The sequence below is a fragment of the Phenylobacterium sp. genome (assembly GCF_025351295.1).
Taxonomy (GTDB): domain Bacteria; phylum Pseudomonadota; class Alphaproteobacteria; order Caulobacterales; family Caulobacteraceae; genus Phenylobacterium.
This window is the reverse complement of the sequence record NZ_JANXWD010000016.1, coordinates 1-15,846: the sequence shown is the minus strand read 5'-3', so window position 1 is coordinate 15,846 and position 15,846 is coordinate 1. Positions and strand designations below refer to the sequence as shown.

The following is a 15,846-nucleotide window of genomic DNA, read 5'->3' as shown; positions in this document are numbered from 1 at the left end:
GGCGGGCGCCCTGACCTGACCGGCCTAACGCTTGCTTCACCCGAATATGGCCATCTCTCACAACAGTCGCTTTCCGAGAATGGCATGACGAACCGGCCCAAACGTTGCGACGGCTGCCGAAACGGCGAAGCGCTCGGCTTCAGCTTCTCGATGGCCTTCCAACCGATCATGGATCTCAGCACCGCAAAGCCCTTCGCCTATGAAGCGCTGGTGCGCGGCCGCGAGGGCCAGTCCGCACAGAGCGTGCTCGCCCAGGTGACGCCCGAGAACCGCTACGCTTTCGACCAGCAGTGCCGGGTCAAGGCGATCCAGACGGCCGCCGCGGCTGGCCTGCTGGACACCCCGGCCAAGCTGTCGATCAACTTCCTGCCCAACGCCGTCTACGAGCCGAAGGCCTGCATCAAGCTGACCCTCAAGACCGCGGCCGCCATAGATTTCCCGACCGACCGACTGATCTTCGAGTTCACCGAGAACGAGGAGATGGTGGATCCGGCCCACGTGTCGAAGATCGTCGACAGCTACAAGCGAATGGGCTTTGGCACCGCGCTGGACGACTTTGGAGCCGGCCACGCCGGGCTGAACCTGCTGGCCCGCTTCCAACCCGACATCATCAAGGTCGACATGGAGCTGGTCAGGGGGCTGGACGCCAGCCTCCCCAAACGGATCATCATCGATGCCATCGTGAAGATGTGCGCCAAGCTCGACATCGTGGTGATCGCCGAAGGCATTGAGACCGACGCCGAGCTCGACGCGCTGCGCGCCATCGGCGTCCGCTATATCCAGGGATACCTGTTCGCCAAGCCGGCGTTCGAGCGGCTTCCGGTCGTTCACCTGCCGGCCGAGACCCTGGCGCGCTCTGCTTAGAGTGGACGATGGCCATGCCGGGGTTGGGACCGCTTTTGTCGGTCACGCTCTAAGGGCAGGTCGCGAACGAGCGCCCTATGCAGCCCGGGGCGTGATCTTGTCCAGCGCCGAGCCCAACTCTCGCCTGCGCTGCATCAGGTCGTAGTCCATCTGCAGACCCAGCCAGAAGCCCTCGCTCAGGCCCCAGTAGCGGGCGAGGCGCAGGTCCGTGTCGGCGGTGATGGCGCGCTTGCCCAGGGCGATCTCATTGATACGGCGGGGCGAGACGCCGATGGCGCGCGCGAGCGCCGTTTGGCTGAGGGCCAAGGGCGCCAAGAACTCCTCCATCAGGATGTCACCTGGGGTCGGGTTCCTGAGCAGGTCGGGCGCTTCAGTGGTAGTCGCAGATTTCGACATCGTCGCTGTGTCCATCATTCCAGCGGAAGCAAATCCGCCATTGCTGGCTGATCCGGATCGAGTGCTGCCCCTGCCGGTTTCCCAGCAGCGCCTCCAGGCGGTTGCCGGGTGGGACGCGTAGATCGTCCAACCGCCCGGCCCGGTTCAGGATGCGGAGTTTGCGCAGCGCCGTGTCCTGAATGTCCGGCGGCAGTCGGCGAGCTCTTTCGCCGGCCCAGACTCGCGCGGTCTCGGGATCACGGATTGTTCGGGTCATCTACAATCCATATAACGCATAACGTTATGCGTGGCAACGCATCGCCTGCCACTTTCCATCCCCACGGGTCCCAATAACTCAGTTGAGGCGGCATTCCCTCTCCACCGCTCGCTCGTTGGCGAGCGGTTCCCTCTCCCGCGTGCGGCGGGAAAGGAAGGCCCCTAAGGCAGCGCGAAGGCCATGACGTAGTCGCCTTTTTCGGGGCTCTGGGAGGCGCCGCCGGCGGTGACGACGACATACTGCTTGCCGGTCCTGGGGGAGACGTAGGTCATCGGCGTGCCGGCGGCGGCGACCGGCAGCGCGGCCTTCCACAGCTCGCGGCCGGTGGCGTTGTCGTAGGCGCGAAGGTAGGCGTCCATGGTCGCGGCGCGGAAGGTGATCCCGCCGGCCGTAGTGATCGGGCCGCCCAGGGCGATGGTGCCGATGGGGATCGGCAGGTGGGACTTGATCCCGAGCGGCCCCTGCCCCTCGGCTGTCCCGGCCGGCACCTGCCAGACGATCTCGCGGGTCTTCAGGTCGATGGCGGTCAGCATGCCGTGGGGCGGCTGTACGCACGGGGCGAACAGCGGGCTTAGGAACCAGTCGTTCTTCGACTTGTAGGCGATGGCGTTCTGGCTCTGCGGCGGGCGGTCCTTGCTGCGGGCCGGGGAGAGCTCCGGCTGGTTGGTGCGCGCCAGGCTCACGCTCTGGGCCATGCGCACGTCGCTGACCACCAGCAGGCCGCGGCGCGGGTCGTAGGCCCCGGAGCCCCAGTTCATGCCGCCGGCGTTGCCGGGGTACTGGATACTGGGCCGCTCCGGGCTGCCGGGTGGGGTGAAGTCGCCGTCGTAGCGCCGCTGCAGGAACATGATCCGGCAGGCCAGCTGGTCCAGCGGGGTGGCGCCCCACATCATCTTCTCGGTCAGGCGCTCGACGCCGATGGTCGGCATCTCGACCGAATAGGGCTGGGTGCGGGCGAGCCATTCGCCGGGCTGCGGGTCCTGGGGCACACGGACCTCGACCACCTTGGTCAGCGGCTCGCCGGTGCGGCGGTCGAGGACGAAGATCTGGCCGCGCTTGGTCAGCTGGACCAGGGCCGGCTTGGTGGCGCCGCCCTTGAGCGGGAAGTCGATCAGCATCGGCTGGGCGGGGACGTCGTAGTCCCAGACGTCATGGTGGGTGGTCTGGAACATCCAGCGCTTCTTGCCGGTGGCCGCGTCGAGGGCCACGACCGAGGAGGAATAGGCCTCCGACTGCACTGAGCGGTGCGAGCCCCAGTAGTCGGGCGTGGAATTGCCGGTGGGCAGGTAGATCAGGCCCAGCGCCGGGTCGAAGGCCGGGGTCGACCAGACGTTGGGGGTGCCGCGGGTATAGGTCTGGCCGGGGGGCGGCAGCCTGACGATCGCCGGGTTGCCCAGGTCCCAGGTCCAGACCAGGGCGCCGGTGACCACGTCGAAGGCGCGGACCGCGCCCGAGGGCTCGGCGATTTCCTGGTTGTCGGCCACCCAGCCGCCGATGATCACCCGGTCACCGACCACCGTGGGCATCGAGGTCTGGAAATAGAAGCCGCGCTTGATCGGGCCGATGCCGACCGAGAGGTCAACCATGCCGTTGACGCCGAAGCCCGGGCAGGGCTTGCCGGTGGCGGCGTCCAGGGCGAACAACTGGGCGTTGATGGTCGAGGAGATAATCCGGCGGCGGCACAGCGGCGCGTTGGCCGAAGCGGCGGCCGCCGGCGCCGCGGCGGGCCTGGCGGCGACCGCGACGGCGGCGATCTTGACGGGCTTGTCCGCCGGTTTCCCGGCGGGCGCGGCCTTGCCGGCCGGCGGGGCGGCGATGGCCAGGGTGGGCTTGGGATCGGCGGCGTCCCAGTAGCCGACGCCGCGGCAGCGATTCCAGAAGAACGGCTTCACGTGCGGGTCGTGCCGCCACTTCTCCTTGCCGGTGTCGGCGTCCAGCGCGATCACCACGTTAGTGGGGGTGCAGACGTAGACCGTGTCACCGACCTGCAGCGGGGTGTTCTGGTCCTGGCTGCCGCGGTTGAGTTTCTCGCCGGTGCGGAAGGTCCAGGCGACCTTCAGCTTGTCGACATTGTCGAAGTTGATCTGGTCGATGGGCGCATAGCGCGAGCCGCCGGGATCGCGGCCGTAGTAGCGCCAGTCCGAGACGGTGGGCATGGCCGGGGCCGTGCTTTGGGCCTGGACCGGCGTGTCGGCCTGGCCCCAGGTCAGGGTGGCCGGCAGGGCGGCCGACAGCACGCAGAGGCAGGCCAGCGAGGCCAGGGTGACGGACGCGCCGGCCTGGCCGCGCATGCGGCCCTGGGGACCGGAGGGGATCACCGCCAGGACGAAGACGCCCAGCACGGCGGGGGCGAACAGGCGCGGCAGCAGCGGCCAGAAGACCAGGCCTGACTCCCAGAACGCCCAGCCCAGGGTGACCGCCAGGGTCCCGGCATAAACCAGGCCCGCGGCGGGATGGCGGCGCACCAGCAGCACGCCCGTCGCCACGATCGCCGCGCCGGCCAGCAGGTAGTAGGGCGACCCCTGCAGCCAGATCAGCCAGCCGCCGCCGCCCAGCAGGGCCAGCCCCACCAGCGCCACCAGCCCGCCGCCGACCGCGGCCCAGATGCGCGCCGGCCAGCCCGCTTCCTTGTCAGACGCCATTCCCGTTTTTCCTCGACTCGCGCGCGGACCTTAGTCGCCTGAATCGGCGGCGTCATGAAGGACGCTGGACCTGGCCCGGTCAGGCGCGATGATCGCAAGCAGTGTTCGAAGACCAGAAGGGCAGAAGTCGAAGGCGTATCTGGCGTGGAAGTCGGACTCCCTTCCTCCTCGATGGAGGACGGGTCGGGGATGGTGGTGTGCGCAGCGCCTTGGTGACAGCCCCAGGTCGGCGCCTACCCGGGGCTCTGCGTGACTTGGGGGGCTACACCACCACCCAACCCTCCTCCATCGAGGAGGACGGTTCGCGTTTCGACTACCTGCCCGTGAGCTTCTTGCCCGCGAAGACCCCCAGCGCCACGAACAGCAGGAAGCCGACCACGGCGACGATGAACAGCAACTTGGCGACGCCGGCCGCGGCGCCGGCGATGCCGCCGAAGCCGAGCGCGCCGGCGATCACGGCGACCACAGCGAAGATCAGGGCCCATTTCAGCATGTCGGTTCTCCTCGGGTCACAACCCATCAACCTAGGCCGCAACAACGCCGGCGAAGCCCCGCGCGTTCCGCCGCGCACGATTCCTTGTTTCACCCGGGGTCAGGCCTGATCTATTGAGCGCCTGACATGGCCAAGACCCCGGAAAGCCCCCTCGAGCCCTTCAAGCGCGCGCTAGCGCACGCCGCGCGCTCGCTCGCCGAGACGGCGGACCTGGAAATCGTCTATTCGGGCGAGGGGCCGATGCTGTCCGGCAACCGCGCCGTCCTGCCCCACCCGCCCCGCGACCTGACCCCGGCCGACGCCGCGCGCATCCGCGGGCTGGCCGACCAGATGGCGCTGCGCGTCGCCCACCACGACCCGGCCGCCCACGCCAAGACCCGGCCGCTCTCCGGCGCCGGCCAGCCGATCTACGACGGCCTGGAGCAGGTCCGCATCGAGGCGATCGGCGCGAATGCCATGGGTGGGGTGAAGTCGAACCTGCGCGCGGTCATGGACCACGCCTGGGCGCGCCGCGTGTTCAACGAGGCCGAGGCCATGGCCGCCCCGCCGATGGCCGAGATTCTCAGCCTGATGGTCCGCGAGCGGCTGACCGGGGAGCCGCCGCCGCCGATGGCGCGGGCCCTGGTCGACATGTTCCGCGGCGAGGTGGAGGCCAAGGCCGGCGCCGATATCGACCGCCTGACCGACGCCGTGGACAACCAGAAGGCCTTCGCCCGCATCGCGCGCACCATCATCCGCGACCTGGAGATGGGCGACGACCTCTCCGACGTCCCCGACCAGCCCGACGACAGCGAGGACGGCAGCGAGGAGGGCGAACCCGAGAGCTCCGACGACAACGACGACGGCGACGGCGAGAGCCAATCCCCGCAGCAGTCGGCCATGGACGAGGACGAAAGCGCGCGTCGCGACGCCGAGGACGCCGACAGCCAGGCCATGGACTCCGAGGCCGACCCCGACGCCGAGGACAGCGACGAGCCGCCGGACATGGGCGACGGCGAGCAGCCGGCCCGCCCCGACGCCTCCGGCGACAACCGCGCGATCACCTACAAGGTCTTCACCACCGGCCACGACGAGATCGTCGCCGCCGAGGAGCTGTGCGACCCGGAGGAACTGACCCGCCTGCGGGCCTATCTCGACCAGCAGCTGGCCAGCGTCTCGAACGTGGTCTCGCGCCTGGCCAACCGGCTGCAACGCAAGCTGCTGGCCCAGCAGAACCGCGCCTGGACCTTCGACCTGGAGGAAGGGATCCTCGACACCTCGCGCCTGACCCGGGTGATCACCGACCCGACCGCCTCCCTGGCCTTCAAGGACGAGGAGGACACCGAGTTCCGCGACACCGTGGTGACCATCCTGATCGACAATTCCGGCTCCATGCGCGGGCGGCCGATCATGGTGGCGGCGGTCTGCGCCGACATTCTGGCGCGCACCCTGGAGCGTTGCGGCGTCAAGACCGAGATCCTGGGCTTCACCACCCGGGCCTGGAAGGGCGGCTTGTCGCGGGAGGACTGGCTGAAGGCTGGCAAGCCCGCCCAGCCGGGCCGGCTGAACGACCTGCGCCACATCATCTACAAGGCCGCCGACGCCCCCTGGCGGCGCGCGCGGCGCAACCTCGGCCTGATGATGCGCGAGGGGCTGCTGAAGGAGAACATCGACGGCGAGGCGCTGATGTGGGCGCACCACCGGCTGATGGGCCGCGCCGAGGCGCGCCGCATCCTGCTGGTGATCTCCGACGGAGCGCCGGTCGACGACAGCACCTTGTCCGTCAACTCCGGCCACTACCTGGAGCGCCACCTGCGCGAGGTGATCGGCGAGATCGAGGCCAAGAGCCCGGTGCAGCTGATCGCCATCGGCATCGGCCACGACGTCACCCGCTACTACAAGAACGCCGTGACCATCGTGGATGTGGAACAGCTGGCAGGCGCCATGGTGGAACAGCTGGCCGACCTGTTCGACGAGGAGGTCCGGCGGGTCACCCGCAAGAACGCCAACCTGCTGGCCCCGCCGCCCAACACCCAGGGGCCGCAAGGGTCGGGGCCCCGCCGCTCGACGTTCAAGGAAGTCCGGAGGGCGACGGCTTGAGGCGGCTGGCGGCGCTCGCGGCCCTCGCCGCGCTGGCCGCCTGCGCGCCCCAAGCCGCCTCCCTGCCCAGCGCGCCGGTCCAGGCCGGCCCGGCCATCCGGGTCAAGGCCGAGCCCGTGCCGCGGTGGCTGCCGGGCAGCGCGCCGCCGGTGGAGGTCGGGACGTTCAGCTACGCCGGCGGCCTGCACCTGACCTCGCCCGACACCAGCCGCCTGCACGGCCTATCGGACCTTGAGGTGCTGCCGGACGGGCGGATGGTGGCGGTCAGCGACGAGGGCGACCTGGTGCACGGCCGGATCGTGCTGGACGCCAAGGGTCGGCTAGCCGCGGTGGCCGACGTCACCTTGGCGCCGCTCACCGACCTGGCGGGCAAGCCGCTGACGGGGTCCAAGACCGACTCCGACTCCGAGGGCCTGGCGCTCTGGCCCAACGGCGACCTGATGATCAGCTTCGAACGGCGCCATCGGATCTGGCTCTACCCCGCCGCCGGCGGACCGCCGCATGCGATCCCTTTCCCCGACGCGCCCTTTCCGAGCAACGAGGGCATGGAGGCCCTGGCGCTGGACCCCGTGACCGGCCCCGACGCCTATATCGCCGGGCGCGAGGACACCCGGGAGACCTGGACCTGCCGCCTCTCCGGCGGCTGCGCGCCCGGAATCCGCCCGGGCCAGGACGGCCAGGGCAAGCTGGTTTCCGCCCGCCCCCTGCCGGAGGGTCGCTGGGCCTTCCTGCTGCGCGACTTCAACCCGCTGGCCGGGGTCACCACCCGCCTGCTGATCACCGACCGCGCGGGCAAGACCCTCGACCTGCTGAAGATCGCCCGGCCGGCCACCGAGGACAATTTCGAGGGCGTCGCCGCCCTGCCCCGCCCGGACGGCAGCATCCGCTTCTACCTGATTTCCGACGACAATTTCGCCAGCCAACAGCGGACGCTGCTCCTGGCGTTCGACTGGCGACCGCGTAGCGTGAGGTGACCATGAAGCAGGACATCATACTGCCGACCGACGACGGCGCGGCGCGCGCCTTCGTGTTCACGCCGAACGAGGGGTCGGGCCCGTGGCCGGGCGCGATCCTGATCATGGATGCGCCGGCGATCCGCCCGGCGATGTTCGAGATGGGCGAGCGGCTGGCGCAGGCCGGCTACTATGTGATCCTGCCCGACATGTTCTGGCGCGCCGGCCCCTACGATCCGCCGAATATCGCCGCGGCCCGGGCGGGCGACCCCGATGCGGTGGCGCTGTTCACCAAGCTGCGCGGCTCGACGGGCGCGGGGCGGCAGATGACCGACGTGAAGGCCTGCCTGGACTGGCTGGCGCTGCAGCCGCAGGTCAAGGGCGAGAAGGTGGGGATCACCGGCTACTGCATGGGCGGCGGCATCTCGCTCAGAGCTGCGGGGACCTTCCCCGAGCGGATCGCCGCGGCGGCGTCATTCCACGGCGGCAACATGGCCACCGACGACGCCAAGAGCCCGCACCTGTTGGCGGGGAACATCAAGGCCAAGGTGCTGATCGCCGGCGCCGAGCAGGACTCGGGCTTCGACGAGGCCCAGAAGGACCGGCTGGCCGCCGCGCTGAAGGCCGCCGGGGTCGAGGCGGAGGTGTCGATCTGGGCCGGCTGCAAGCACGGCTGGGTGCCTACCGACATGGCCGTCTACAACCGCGACGGCGCCGAGCGCCACTGGCGCGAGCTGGAAGCCCTGTTCGACAGCGTGCTGAAGTAGGCCCCCAACAAGCAGCCGTCATCTCAGCCTGGGGCTGACCGGGGGCTGACGCGAATGAAAAAGGCCGCTGTTTCCAGCGGCCTCTTTGGAACGAAGCTCAGGTCAGCCTTACGCCGTGGCGGTTTCCGCGAGCTTGGCCTTCAGCTGGCGCTTGATCTTCAGCGCCTTGGGCGAGAGGACCTCGTCCTTGGCCTTCAACAGGACGGGGTCGAGACCGCCCTTGGAATCCAGGGTACGCAGGGCCGCATTGGTGATCCGCAGGGTGAAGTTCTGGCCCAGGGCCTCGGACTGCACCTTGATCGCGGCCAGGTTCGGCATGAACCGACGCTTGGTCTTGATGTTCGAGTGGCTCACGTTGTGGCCGACCATCGGGCCGACACCCGTGAGTTCGCAGCGACGCGACATGGCGAGATAACCTTCGCATAGAAATAGGGAGCGACAGGCAGAGCCCGCGCGAAGAGCGGGCGATATAGAGGAAGGGCGCCTTGCACGTCAAGGCGAGCCTCGCACGCGGCCGATCCGTCGCGGCCCGATACCCTACTTCGTTGTGGTCCGAAGCGACTCGGCCACAACATGTCGTAGGGAACAAAGACTGAATTGCTGGGTGTCAGCGATTCGGTCGTGATTCGTTGCGGGCCCGTTCCTGCACTCAAGCTTTCCCCATTGAGCGCTGCCTTGGGAGGTCCCGATGCCGACAGCGGCCGAGAAACGCACCCGGTTCCGGACGCTGCACGAGCGGGGCTGCTTCGTGATCCCCAACCCCTGGGACGTGGGCAGCGCGCGGATGCTGCAGGCCCTGGGCTTCCCGGCCCTGGCCAGCACCAGCTCCGGCTTCGCCTGGTCCACCGGCCGGCTCGACAACCAGGTCCCGCTGGACGACATGCTGGCGCACCTGACCAGCCTGTGCGCCGCCACCGACCTGCCGCTGAACGCCGACTTCGAGAACGGCTATGCCGATGCGCCCGAGGGCGTGGCGGCCAACGTGCGCCGCGCGCTGGATGCGGGGGTCGCCGGTCTCTCGATCGAGGACATGAGCCACGAGCCCGGCAAGCCGCTGTACGACACGGCCCTGGCGGTCGAGCGGGTGAAGGCGGCGCGGGCGGCCATCGACGCCGAGGGGACCGGCGCGGTGCTGGTGGCGCGGGCCGAGGGCCTGCTGATCCGGCAGATGGACCTGAGCCAGACCCTGGACCGCCTGGTCCTGCTGGCCGACGCCGGCGCGCATTGCCTCTATGCGCCGGGGCTGCGGACAGCCGAGGAGATCGCCGCGGCGGTGAAGGCGGTCGCGCCGCTGCCGCTCAATGTGCTGATGATGGCGCCCGGCCTGTCGGTGACCGAACTCGCCGACCTGGGCGTGCGGCGGATCAGCCTGGGCGGGGCCTTGGCGCGGGCGGCCTGGGGCGGGTTCCTGAAAGCGGCGCGGGAGATCGCCGGGACGGGCCAGTTCTCGCTGCTCGCCGGGGCGGCGACGGGTGCGGAGCTGAAGGCGCTGCTGGCGCCGGGAGGCTAGACAGATCGACTCTCAGATGGATCGCCGCCCTACGCCTCCCCAAGGGTCGTCATGGCCGGGCTTGTCCCGGCCATGACGTTCAAAAAGATAGTGGAATAGGGGGATCTAACCCTAGTCGGCCCCCTGGAGCGTCCGCACGGCCTCGTACTGGGCGGTGATCATCCGCGTCGCGTCGATGCGGTCGCCGTCCGCGGCCACCAGTTCCAGGTGGACGTGGTTGGTCATGCCGCCCGGATACTTCTGCTGCAGCGAGTGGGCCGTGCCGATCGGGTGGCCGACGGCGACGGTGTCGCCCACCTGGACCTTGGGGTTCACGTAGAAGACCCGCGCCGCATAGTGCAGGGCGGGATTGGTGATCTCGACGAACTTCAGGGTCTGGTCGCCGGGATAGGCGAAACCGATCCTGGTGACGTAGCCGGAGATCGGCGCCTCGACCACCTGGCCGGCGTCGGCCTGGAAGTCCACGCCTTCGTGGCGGCGCGACCCGCCATCGCGCGAGGCGCCGAACTCGCCCTCCCCATAGGCGTCGTGGCCGCGCGGCGCGTGGCCGGTGGGGTTGGCGAAATCGGCGCGGCCGTCGCCGTCGAGGTCGATGCCCTCCCAGACCAGCCGCATCGCCGGCGGGGCAGCCGGCGTCACCGTGGCGACCGCGCGTTCGACCGCGGTCATCAGGTGGGCCCGGCCTAGCGGCTGGGCCAGCGGCGTCGCCGCCGCGGCGGAGGCGGCCACCACGGCGGTGAGGGAGAGGAGAAGCAGCGGCCGATCCTGGGCCAGTTGTCGGAGACGCGTACGCAGGCCGGGGATCATCCGGGACCCTTACTCAAAGATGCGCCTCGCCGGACGGACGCCGGACTTCAGGGCGGATGGGACGGGGAAGCCGCAGGGGCGCGGCGAGCGATGGGTCCTGGCTGCGGACCGAGGCCAAAAATAGGCGCCGGCGCCGAATTAACCATGCGACCGGTCGCCGCCCCGCGTTCGGCGGGCCCTTGCGGACCCTTGTTTGCTCTGTTACTAACCGACTGGTCAGTTATTTATAGGCTAGGACCATGGACATCGGCGCACCGAAATTCCGCCGGCGGAAGGCCGACCGTCCCGACGAGATCGTCAAGGCGGCCCTGGCGGTGTTCTCCGAAAAGGGCTTCGCGGCGGCCAAGCTGGACGAGATCGCCCGGCGGGCCGGCGTGTCGAAGGGCGCGGTCTATCTCTACTTCGAGACCAAGGAAGAGATCTTCCGGGCCGTGGTCGGGCTGGCGATCGCGCCGAACATCGCGGCGGTGAAGGCGATGGCGGCGGCCCACCCGGGACCGCTGGCCGACCTGCTGCGCGGCGTCGCCCGCCACATCGGCGGGGTCATCGAGGCCACGCCCCTGGGCGGGGTGCTGAAGATGGTGGTGGGCGAGGCGCGGAACTTCCCGGAGATCGCCCGGGTCTGGCACGACGAGCTGGTCTCCCAGGCCCTGGGCGCCATGGCGGGCGCGATCGCCGCGGCCCAGGCACGGGGCGAGGTGAAGCCCGGCGACCCGCGGATCTATGCCCTGCAGCTGATCGCGCCCCTGTTGGTGGCGGTGCTGTGGCGCGAGACCTTCGTGCCGGTGGGCGCCGCGCCGTTCGACCTGCCCGCGGTGATGAGCCAGCACATCGAGACCCTGCTCTGCGGCCTGCTGACGGAAGGGGCCCGCGCATGAACCGGCAACGCCTGCTGATCCTGGGCCTGATCGTCATCGCGGCGGCGATCGTCGCCCTGCTGGTCATGGTCCCGCGCCTGGGCAAGACCCACACCCTGTCCGGCTACGTCGAGGGCGAGCCGCTCTACCTGGCCGCGCCGATCGCCGGAACGGTGCGGGCACTCAATGTCGAGCGCGGCCAGGACGTGGCCGCCGGCCAGGCGCTGTTCGTGGTCGACCCGGCCCAGGTGCGCGCCGCCTACGACCAGGCTTCCGCGCAGTCGTCGGCCGCCGCTGCGCAGGCGCAGGACGCGCGCAAGGGCCAGCGACCGGTGGAGCTGGCCGTCTACGACGCCAATATCGCCGCCGCCGAGGCCCGGGCCCGCGACGCGGCCTCCACCCTGCGGCGGGTGACCACCCTGGCGCGGCAGGGCTGGGACTCCCAGGCCCAGTTCGACGACGCGCGGTCCGCCGCCCAGGCCGCCGACGCTGAGCTGGCCGCCGCCGGTCGCCAGCGCGACGCCGCGGCGCTGGGCGCCCGAGCCGACCAGATCCACGCCGCCGACGCCAGGCTCGCCGAGGCTCAGGCCGGGGTGATCGGGGCCGGCGCGCGGCTCTCCGACGTGGCGCCCCGCGCGCCCGGCAAGGCGCGGGTCGAGGACGTGTTCTTCCACGCCGGCGAATGGGCGCCGGCCAACCAGCCGATCCTCAGCCTGCTGCCGGACGCGCGGATCAAGGTCCGGTTCTTCGTGCCGGAACAGCAGCTGGCCGCCTACCACATCGGCCGCACAATCCGCTTCAGCTGCGACGGCTGCGCCAGGGGGCTGACCGCGCGGGTGGAGTTCGTGGCGCCGCGGCCGGAGTTCACCCCGCCGGTGATCTACAGCCGCGAGGCCCGCGACCGGCTGGTCTACCTGGTCGAGGCCCGGCCGAGCGTCCGGCTCAACCCCGGCCAGCCGGTGGACGTGGAGCCGTTGTCGTGAGGGGCGCAGGACACATCCTCTCCCCCGGCGAAGCCGAGAGGGAGAGGGTAGGGAGAGGGCCGGCTGGGCCTTGCCGTCTCTCCCGTTGGCGACCCAAGGGCCCGCAGCGGCGACGTGAAGGGGTCCTGGCCGGACCAACGGCGGATCACGTTCTCACGCGCCGACCCTCACCCTACCCTCTCCCTGTCGCTTCGCGGGGGAGAGGAGAGTTCGTCCTATGACCCCCTCCTCGCCGAATTGGGCCATCGACGTGCACGGGCTGAACAAGTCGTTCGGCGACAAGCATGTGGTTAACGACGTGACCATCCAGGTCGAGGCTGGCCGGATCTGCGGGTTTCTGGGCCCCAACGGGTCGGGCAAGACCACGACGCTGCGGATGCTGTGCGGCCTGCTGACGCCGGACTCTGGGTCAGGCCAGGCCCTGGGCTTCGACATCATCCGCGAGGCCGAGGCGGTGAAGCTGCGGACCGGCTACATGACCCAGAAGTTCTCGCTCTACGAGGACCTGACCATCGCCGAGAACCTGCAGTTCACGGCCCGAGTCTATGGCCTGGACCGGCGCCGCGAGCGGGTCGACAAGGCGCTGGAGCGGCTGGGCCTGGCGTCGCGCCGTGGCCAGCTGGCCGGCACCCTGTCGGGCGGCTGGAAGCAGCGGCTGGCCCTGGCCACGGCCACCCTGCACGAACCGAAGCTGCTGCTGCTGGACGAGCCCACCGCCGGCGTCGACCCCAAGGCGCGGCGCACCTTCTGGGACGAGATCCACGCGTTGGCGGCCGAGGGGCTGACCGTGCTGGTCTCCACCCACTACATGGACGAGGCCGAGCGGTGCCATGAGATCGCCTACATCAGCTATGGCCGGCTGATCGCGCGTGGGACGGCGGCGCAGGTGATCGCCGCCTCGGGCCTGATCACCTTCCACGGCGAGGGGCCCGGCGCCGACAAGCTGGGGCATGCGCTCTCCAAGGCGCCCGGCGTCGAGACGGCGGCGGCGTTCGGGGCGGCGATCCATGTCAGCGGGTCCGATCGCGCGGCGCTGGAGGCGGCGATCCTGCCGTACCGGCGTGAGCCCTACCGCTGGAGCGAGGTCCCTCCGACCCTGGAGGACGTGTTCATCCAGCTGATGGGCCGGAGCCAGGACAACATCCCATGATAGGCCTCTCGCTCAACCGCGTCCTGGCGGTGCTGATCAAGGAGTTCAAGCAGCTCACGCGGGACCGGGTGACCTACGCGATGATGCTGGCGATCCCGGTCGTGCAGCTGACCCTGTTCGGCTATGCGATCAATTCCGACCCGCGCCACCTGCCCACCGCCGTGCTGGCGCAGGAGGACAGCCGCTATGCGCGCTCGCTGGTCTCGGCGCTGAAGAATTCCGACTACTTCGACTTCGTCGCCCAGGCGCGCAGCCCGGCCGAGTTGGACGAGATGATCCGGCGCGGCGAGGTGCAGTTCGCGGTGACCATCCCCGGCGACTTCAGCCGCCGGGTAGCGCGCGGCGACCAGGCCCAGCTGCTGGTCGAGGCCGACGCCACCGATCCCTCGGCCACCAGCGGCGCGGTCGCCGCCCTGGCCGCCCTGCCCGACCAGGCGCTGGCGCACGACCTGACCGGCGCCCTGGCGATGCGCGGCCAGGCCGTGAAGCCGTTCGAGGTGATCGTCCACCGCCGCTACAACCCCGAGGCCATCACCGCCTACAACATCGTACCGGGCCTGCTGGGCATCATCCTATCGCTGACCCTGGTGATGATGACCGCGCTCAGCGTGACGCGGGAGACCGAGCGCGGGACCATGGAGACCCTGCTCGCCACCCCGCTGGAGCCGCTGGAGGTGATGGCCGGCAAGCTGGCGCCCTACGTCATGGTGGGCCTGGTGCAGACGGCCATCATCCTGGCGATGGCCGCGACGCTGTTCCACGTGCCGATGAGCGGCGGCTGGCTGGGGCTGTCGGCCGGGATCGGGCTGTTCATCACCGGCTCGCTGGCGCTGGGCTTCCTGATCTCGACGGTGGCGCGCTCGCAGCTGCAGGCCATGCAGATGAGCTTCTTCTACATCCTGCCGTCGATCCTGCTGTCCGGCTTCATGTTCCCGTTCCGCGGCATGCCGGCCTGGGCGCAGTGGATCGGCGAGGCGATCCCGGTCACCCATTTCCTGCGGGTGGTGCGCGGCAGCCTGCTGAAGGGCCAGGGGATCGGCGACCAGTGGCGCGAGCTGGCGGCGCTGGGCGCCTTCGTCTGCGTAGTCACGGCCTTGGCGATGGCGCGCTACCGGCGGACCCTGGACTAGGGCCGCCGGCGAGCGGCCTCAGGCGGCGAGGGTCATCACCCGGCCGGCGCGCTCGTACTGCGAGAGGATATTGGCCATGGCGCTGCTGGGGCGGATGTCGTCGGTCGGGATGGACGCCTCGGCGAAGATCAGGGCCAGGCGGTCGCGGGCCCGGCTGACCCGGCTCTTGATGGTGCCGACCGCGCAGTCGCACATCTCGGCGACTTCCTCGTAGGAACAGCCGCCGGCCCCCACCAGGATCAGCGCCTCGCGCTGTTCTTCCGGCAGCAGCAGCATGGCGCGCCGCAGCTCGTCCAGCTCGATCGCCGCGGTCGGGTCGGAGGTGGCCACCAGGGTCTGCTCGGCCATCTCCTGGTCGAGCGGGAGGCTGCGCCAGGAGCGGCGCTTCTCGGAATAGAACTGGTTGCGCATGATCGTGAACACCCAGGCGCGCAGGTTGGTGCCCGGCTGGTAGCTGGCGCGCGCGGTCCAGGCCTTGAGCAGGCCTTCCTGGGCCAGGTCGTCGCCGGCCGTGCGGTCGCCGCACATGGTGCGGGCGAAGGCCCGCATGCGGGGGATCAGGGCGGTGAGTTCGCGGGAGAAGGCGTCGCTGTCCGTGTGATCGAAGGCCATCTTGTCGCCGCTCCCGGGTCCGGAGGCCCGATCGCCCCCGCACATCAACGTGCCCGCGGCGACGAAGCTCCGCTGTGGCCCGGGTTTATTTGCTAGAGCGCGTCAGGCGAAAGTGGATCCCGGTTTCGCCGCCCGACGCGCTCTAATCCAAGGAGGTCGAGCCTTTTTATCGGGTTCAAGTGAGTCCACTTGAGCCAGAAAGGCTCTAGCAGGTTGTTGAAATAGGTTTTTTAGGGTGCCTGAGGCGCAAGTTCGCAGCCCTAGAGATTCAGAAAACCCAATTATTTCAACTACGAGATTTTGCCTGTTTGAGCGGAAGGGCCATGAGAGGGCGAAAATCGGCCCTC

Annotated in this window: 16 protein-coding genes; 9 read left to right on the top strand and 7 right to left on the bottom strand. The window is 69.8% G+C overall.

All coding sequences use genetic code 11. The features are described from left to right. Window positions 1-84: 84 nt before the first annotated feature. Window positions 85-864 (top strand): EAL domain-containing protein, encoded by a 780-nt coding sequence (locus Q0R13_RS02545; protein WP_293898987.1) that lies wholly within the window; start codon window positions 85-87, stop codon window positions 862-864. Between the two features lie 75 nt (window positions 865-939). On the opposite strand, the gene Q0R13_RS02540 is transcribed toward Q0R13_RS02545, so the two are convergent. The 4 genes from Q0R13_RS02540 to Q0R13_RS02525 all read right to left on the bottom strand — a co-directional run bounded on the left by Q0R13_RS02540 (window position 940) and on the right by Q0R13_RS02525 (window position 4,651). Continuing rightward, window positions 940-1,260, bottom strand: a complete 321-nt coding sequence (locus tag Q0R13_RS02540; protein WP_293898984.1) for a HigA family addiction module antitoxin — start codon at window positions 1,258-1,260, stop codon at window positions 940-942. Then, a complete protein-coding gene (locus tag Q0R13_RS02535; protein WP_293898981.1) occupies window positions 1,235-1,516 on the bottom strand; it encodes a type II toxin-antitoxin system RelE/ParE family toxin in 282 nt (93 codons plus the stop codon). Before Q0R13_RS02535 ends, Q0R13_RS02540 begins: the two co-directional genes overlap by 26 nt. A 161-nt stretch (window positions 1,517-1,677) precedes the next feature. Continuing rightward, window positions 1,678-4,158 carry a membrane-bound PQQ-dependent dehydrogenase, glucose/quinate/shikimate family gene (locus tag Q0R13_RS02530; RefSeq protein ID WP_293898979.1) on the bottom strand — a complete coding sequence of 827 codons (2,481 nt, stop codon included), beginning with the start codon at window positions 4,156-4,158 and terminating at the stop codon, window positions 1,678-1,680. A 313-nt stretch (window positions 4,159-4,471) separates the two neighbouring features. Then, entirely contained in the window at window positions 4,472-4,651 is a 180-nt protein-coding gene (locus Q0R13_RS02525; protein WP_293898976.1) for a DUF1328 family protein, read from the bottom strand. Between the two features lie 126 nt (window positions 4,652-4,777). Between Q0R13_RS02525 and cobT the strand changes: the two genes are divergently transcribed. Genes cobT through Q0R13_RS02510 form a run of 3 tightly spaced genes read left to right on the top strand, consistent with a single transcriptional unit; the run spans window position 4,778 to window position 8,450 of the window. Beyond that, a complete protein-coding gene (gene cobT / locus Q0R13_RS02520) occupies window positions 4,778-6,730 on the top strand; it encodes a cobaltochelatase subunit CobT (RefSeq protein WP_293898973.1) in 1,953 nt (650 codons plus the stop codon). Then, complete coding sequence (locus Q0R13_RS02515) at window positions 6,727-7,704, top strand: esterase-like activity of phytase family protein (protein WP_293898971.1); 978 nt, start codon at window positions 6,727-6,729, stop codon at window positions 7,702-7,704. The genes cobT and Q0R13_RS02515 overlap by 4 nt, the downstream gene beginning before the upstream one ends. 2 nt (window positions 7,705-7,706) lie before the next feature. Further along, complete coding sequence (locus tag Q0R13_RS02510; RefSeq protein ID WP_293898969.1) at window positions 7,707-8,450, top strand: dienelactone hydrolase family protein; 744 nt, start codon at window positions 7,707-7,709, stop codon at window positions 8,448-8,450. A 108-nt stretch (window positions 8,451-8,558) separates the two neighbouring features. Here Q0R13_RS02510 and rpmB read toward each other — a convergent pair whose 3' ends face one another. Next, window positions 8,559-8,855, bottom strand: a complete 297-nt coding sequence (gene rpmB / locus Q0R13_RS02505; protein ID WP_293898967.1) for a 50S ribosomal protein L28 — start codon at window positions 8,853-8,855, stop codon at window positions 8,559-8,561. A 283-nt stretch (window positions 8,856-9,138) separates the two neighbouring features. Here rpmB and Q0R13_RS02500 point away from each other — a divergent pair, with 283 nt between their 5' ends. Further along, window positions 9,139-9,960, top strand: a complete 822-nt coding sequence (locus Q0R13_RS02500; protein WP_293898965.1) for an isocitrate lyase/phosphoenolpyruvate mutase family protein — start codon at window positions 9,139-9,141, stop codon at window positions 9,958-9,960. Between the two features lie 111 nt (window positions 9,961-10,071). Here the strand turns inward: Q0R13_RS02500 and Q0R13_RS02495 are convergent, their stop codons facing one another. After that, window positions 10,072-10,767, bottom strand: coding sequence for a M23 family metallopeptidase (locus Q0R13_RS02495; RefSeq protein WP_293898963.1), 696 nt, complete (start codon window positions 10,765-10,767; stop codon window positions 10,072-10,074). 239 nt (window positions 10,768-11,006) lie between these two features. Between Q0R13_RS02495 and Q0R13_RS02490 the strand changes: the two genes are divergently transcribed. The 4 genes from Q0R13_RS02490 (at window position 11,007) to Q0R13_RS02475 (ending at window position 14,887) form a co-directional block, all read left to right on the top strand. Next, on the top strand, window positions 11,007-11,645 hold the full coding sequence (locus Q0R13_RS02490) for a TetR/AcrR family transcriptional regulator (protein ID WP_293898961.1): 639 nt from the start codon (window positions 11,007-11,009) through the stop codon (window positions 11,643-11,645). Further along, on the top strand, window positions 11,642-12,607 hold the full coding sequence (locus Q0R13_RS02485; RefSeq protein ID WP_293898959.1) for an HlyD family efflux transporter periplasmic adaptor subunit: 966 nt from the start codon (window positions 11,642-11,644) through the stop codon (window positions 12,605-12,607). Before Q0R13_RS02490 ends, Q0R13_RS02485 begins: the two co-directional genes overlap by 4 nt. A 217-nt stretch (window positions 12,608-12,824) precedes the next feature. Continuing rightward, a complete protein-coding gene (locus Q0R13_RS02480) occupies window positions 12,825-13,757 on the top strand; it encodes an ABC transporter ATP-binding protein (protein WP_293898957.1) in 933 nt (310 codons plus the stop codon). Continuing rightward, window positions 13,754-14,887: an ABC transporter permease gene (locus Q0R13_RS02475; protein ID WP_293898955.1), complete on the top strand. Its 1,134-nt coding sequence runs from the start codon at window positions 13,754-13,756 to the stop codon at window positions 14,885-14,887. Before Q0R13_RS02480 ends, Q0R13_RS02475 begins: the two co-directional genes overlap by 4 nt. Window positions 14,888-14,905: 18 nt before the next feature. On the opposite strand, the gene Q0R13_RS02470 is transcribed toward Q0R13_RS02475, so the two are convergent. Then, entirely contained in the window at window positions 14,906-15,499 is a 594-nt protein-coding gene (locus tag Q0R13_RS02470) for a sigma-70 family RNA polymerase sigma factor (RefSeq protein ID WP_293898953.1), read from the bottom strand. Window positions 15,500-15,846: the final 347 nt, after the last annotated feature.

Bases quoted from the DNA above. Each gene is read 5' to 3' on its own strand.
- Q0R13_RS02510 (WP_293898969.1), top strand. From the start codon at position 7,707: ATGAAGCAGGACATCATACTGCCGACCGACGACGGCGCGGCGCGCGCC.
- Q0R13_RS02495 (WP_293898963.1), bottom strand. From the start codon at position 10,767: ATGATCCCCGGCCTGCGTACGCGTCTCCGACAACTGGCCCAGGATCGG.
- Q0R13_RS02535 (WP_293898981.1), bottom strand. From the start codon at position 1,516: ATGACCCGAACAATCCGTGATCCCGAGACCGCGCGAGTCTGGGCCGGC.
- Q0R13_RS02480 (WP_293898957.1), top strand. From the start codon at position 12,825: ATGACCCCCTCCTCGCCGAATTGGGCCATCGACGTGCACGGGCTGAAC.
- Q0R13_RS02540 (WP_293898984.1), bottom strand. From the start codon at position 1,260: ATGTCGAAATCTGCGACTACCACTGAAGCGCCCGACCTGCTCAGGAAC.
- Q0R13_RS02475 (WP_293898955.1), top strand. From the start codon at position 13,754: ATGATAGGCCTCTCGCTCAACCGCGTCCTGGCGGTGCTGATCAAGGAG.
- Q0R13_RS02530 (WP_293898979.1), bottom strand. From the start codon at position 4,158: ATGGCGTCTGACAAGGAAGCGGGCTGGCCGGCGCGCATCTGGGCCGCG.
- Q0R13_RS02470 (WP_293898953.1), bottom strand. From the start codon at position 15,499: ATGGCCTTCGATCACACGGACAGCGACGCCTTCTCCCGCGAACTCACC.
- Q0R13_RS02485 (WP_293898959.1), top strand. From the start codon at position 11,642: ATGAACCGGCAACGCCTGCTGATCCTGGGCCTGATCGTCATCGCGGCG.
- cobT (WP_293898973.1), top strand. From the start codon at position 4,778: ATGGCCAAGACCCCGGAAAGCCCCCTCGAGCCCTTCAAGCGCGCGCTA.
- Q0R13_RS02500 (WP_293898965.1), top strand. From the start codon at position 9,139: ATGCCGACAGCGGCCGAGAAACGCACCCGGTTCCGGACGCTGCACGAG.
- Q0R13_RS02490 (WP_293898961.1), top strand. From the start codon at position 11,007: ATGGACATCGGCGCACCGAAATTCCGCCGGCGGAAGGCCGACCGTCCC.
- rpmB (WP_293898967.1), bottom strand. From the start codon at position 8,855: ATGTCGCGTCGCTGCGAACTCACGGGTGTCGGCCCGATGGTCGGCCAC.
- Q0R13_RS02525 (WP_293898976.1), bottom strand. From the start codon at position 4,651: ATGCTGAAATGGGCCCTGATCTTCGCTGTGGTCGCCGTGATCGCCGGC.
- Q0R13_RS02545 (WP_293898987.1), top strand. From the start codon at position 85: ATGACGAACCGGCCCAAACGTTGCGACGGCTGCCGAAACGGCGAAGCG.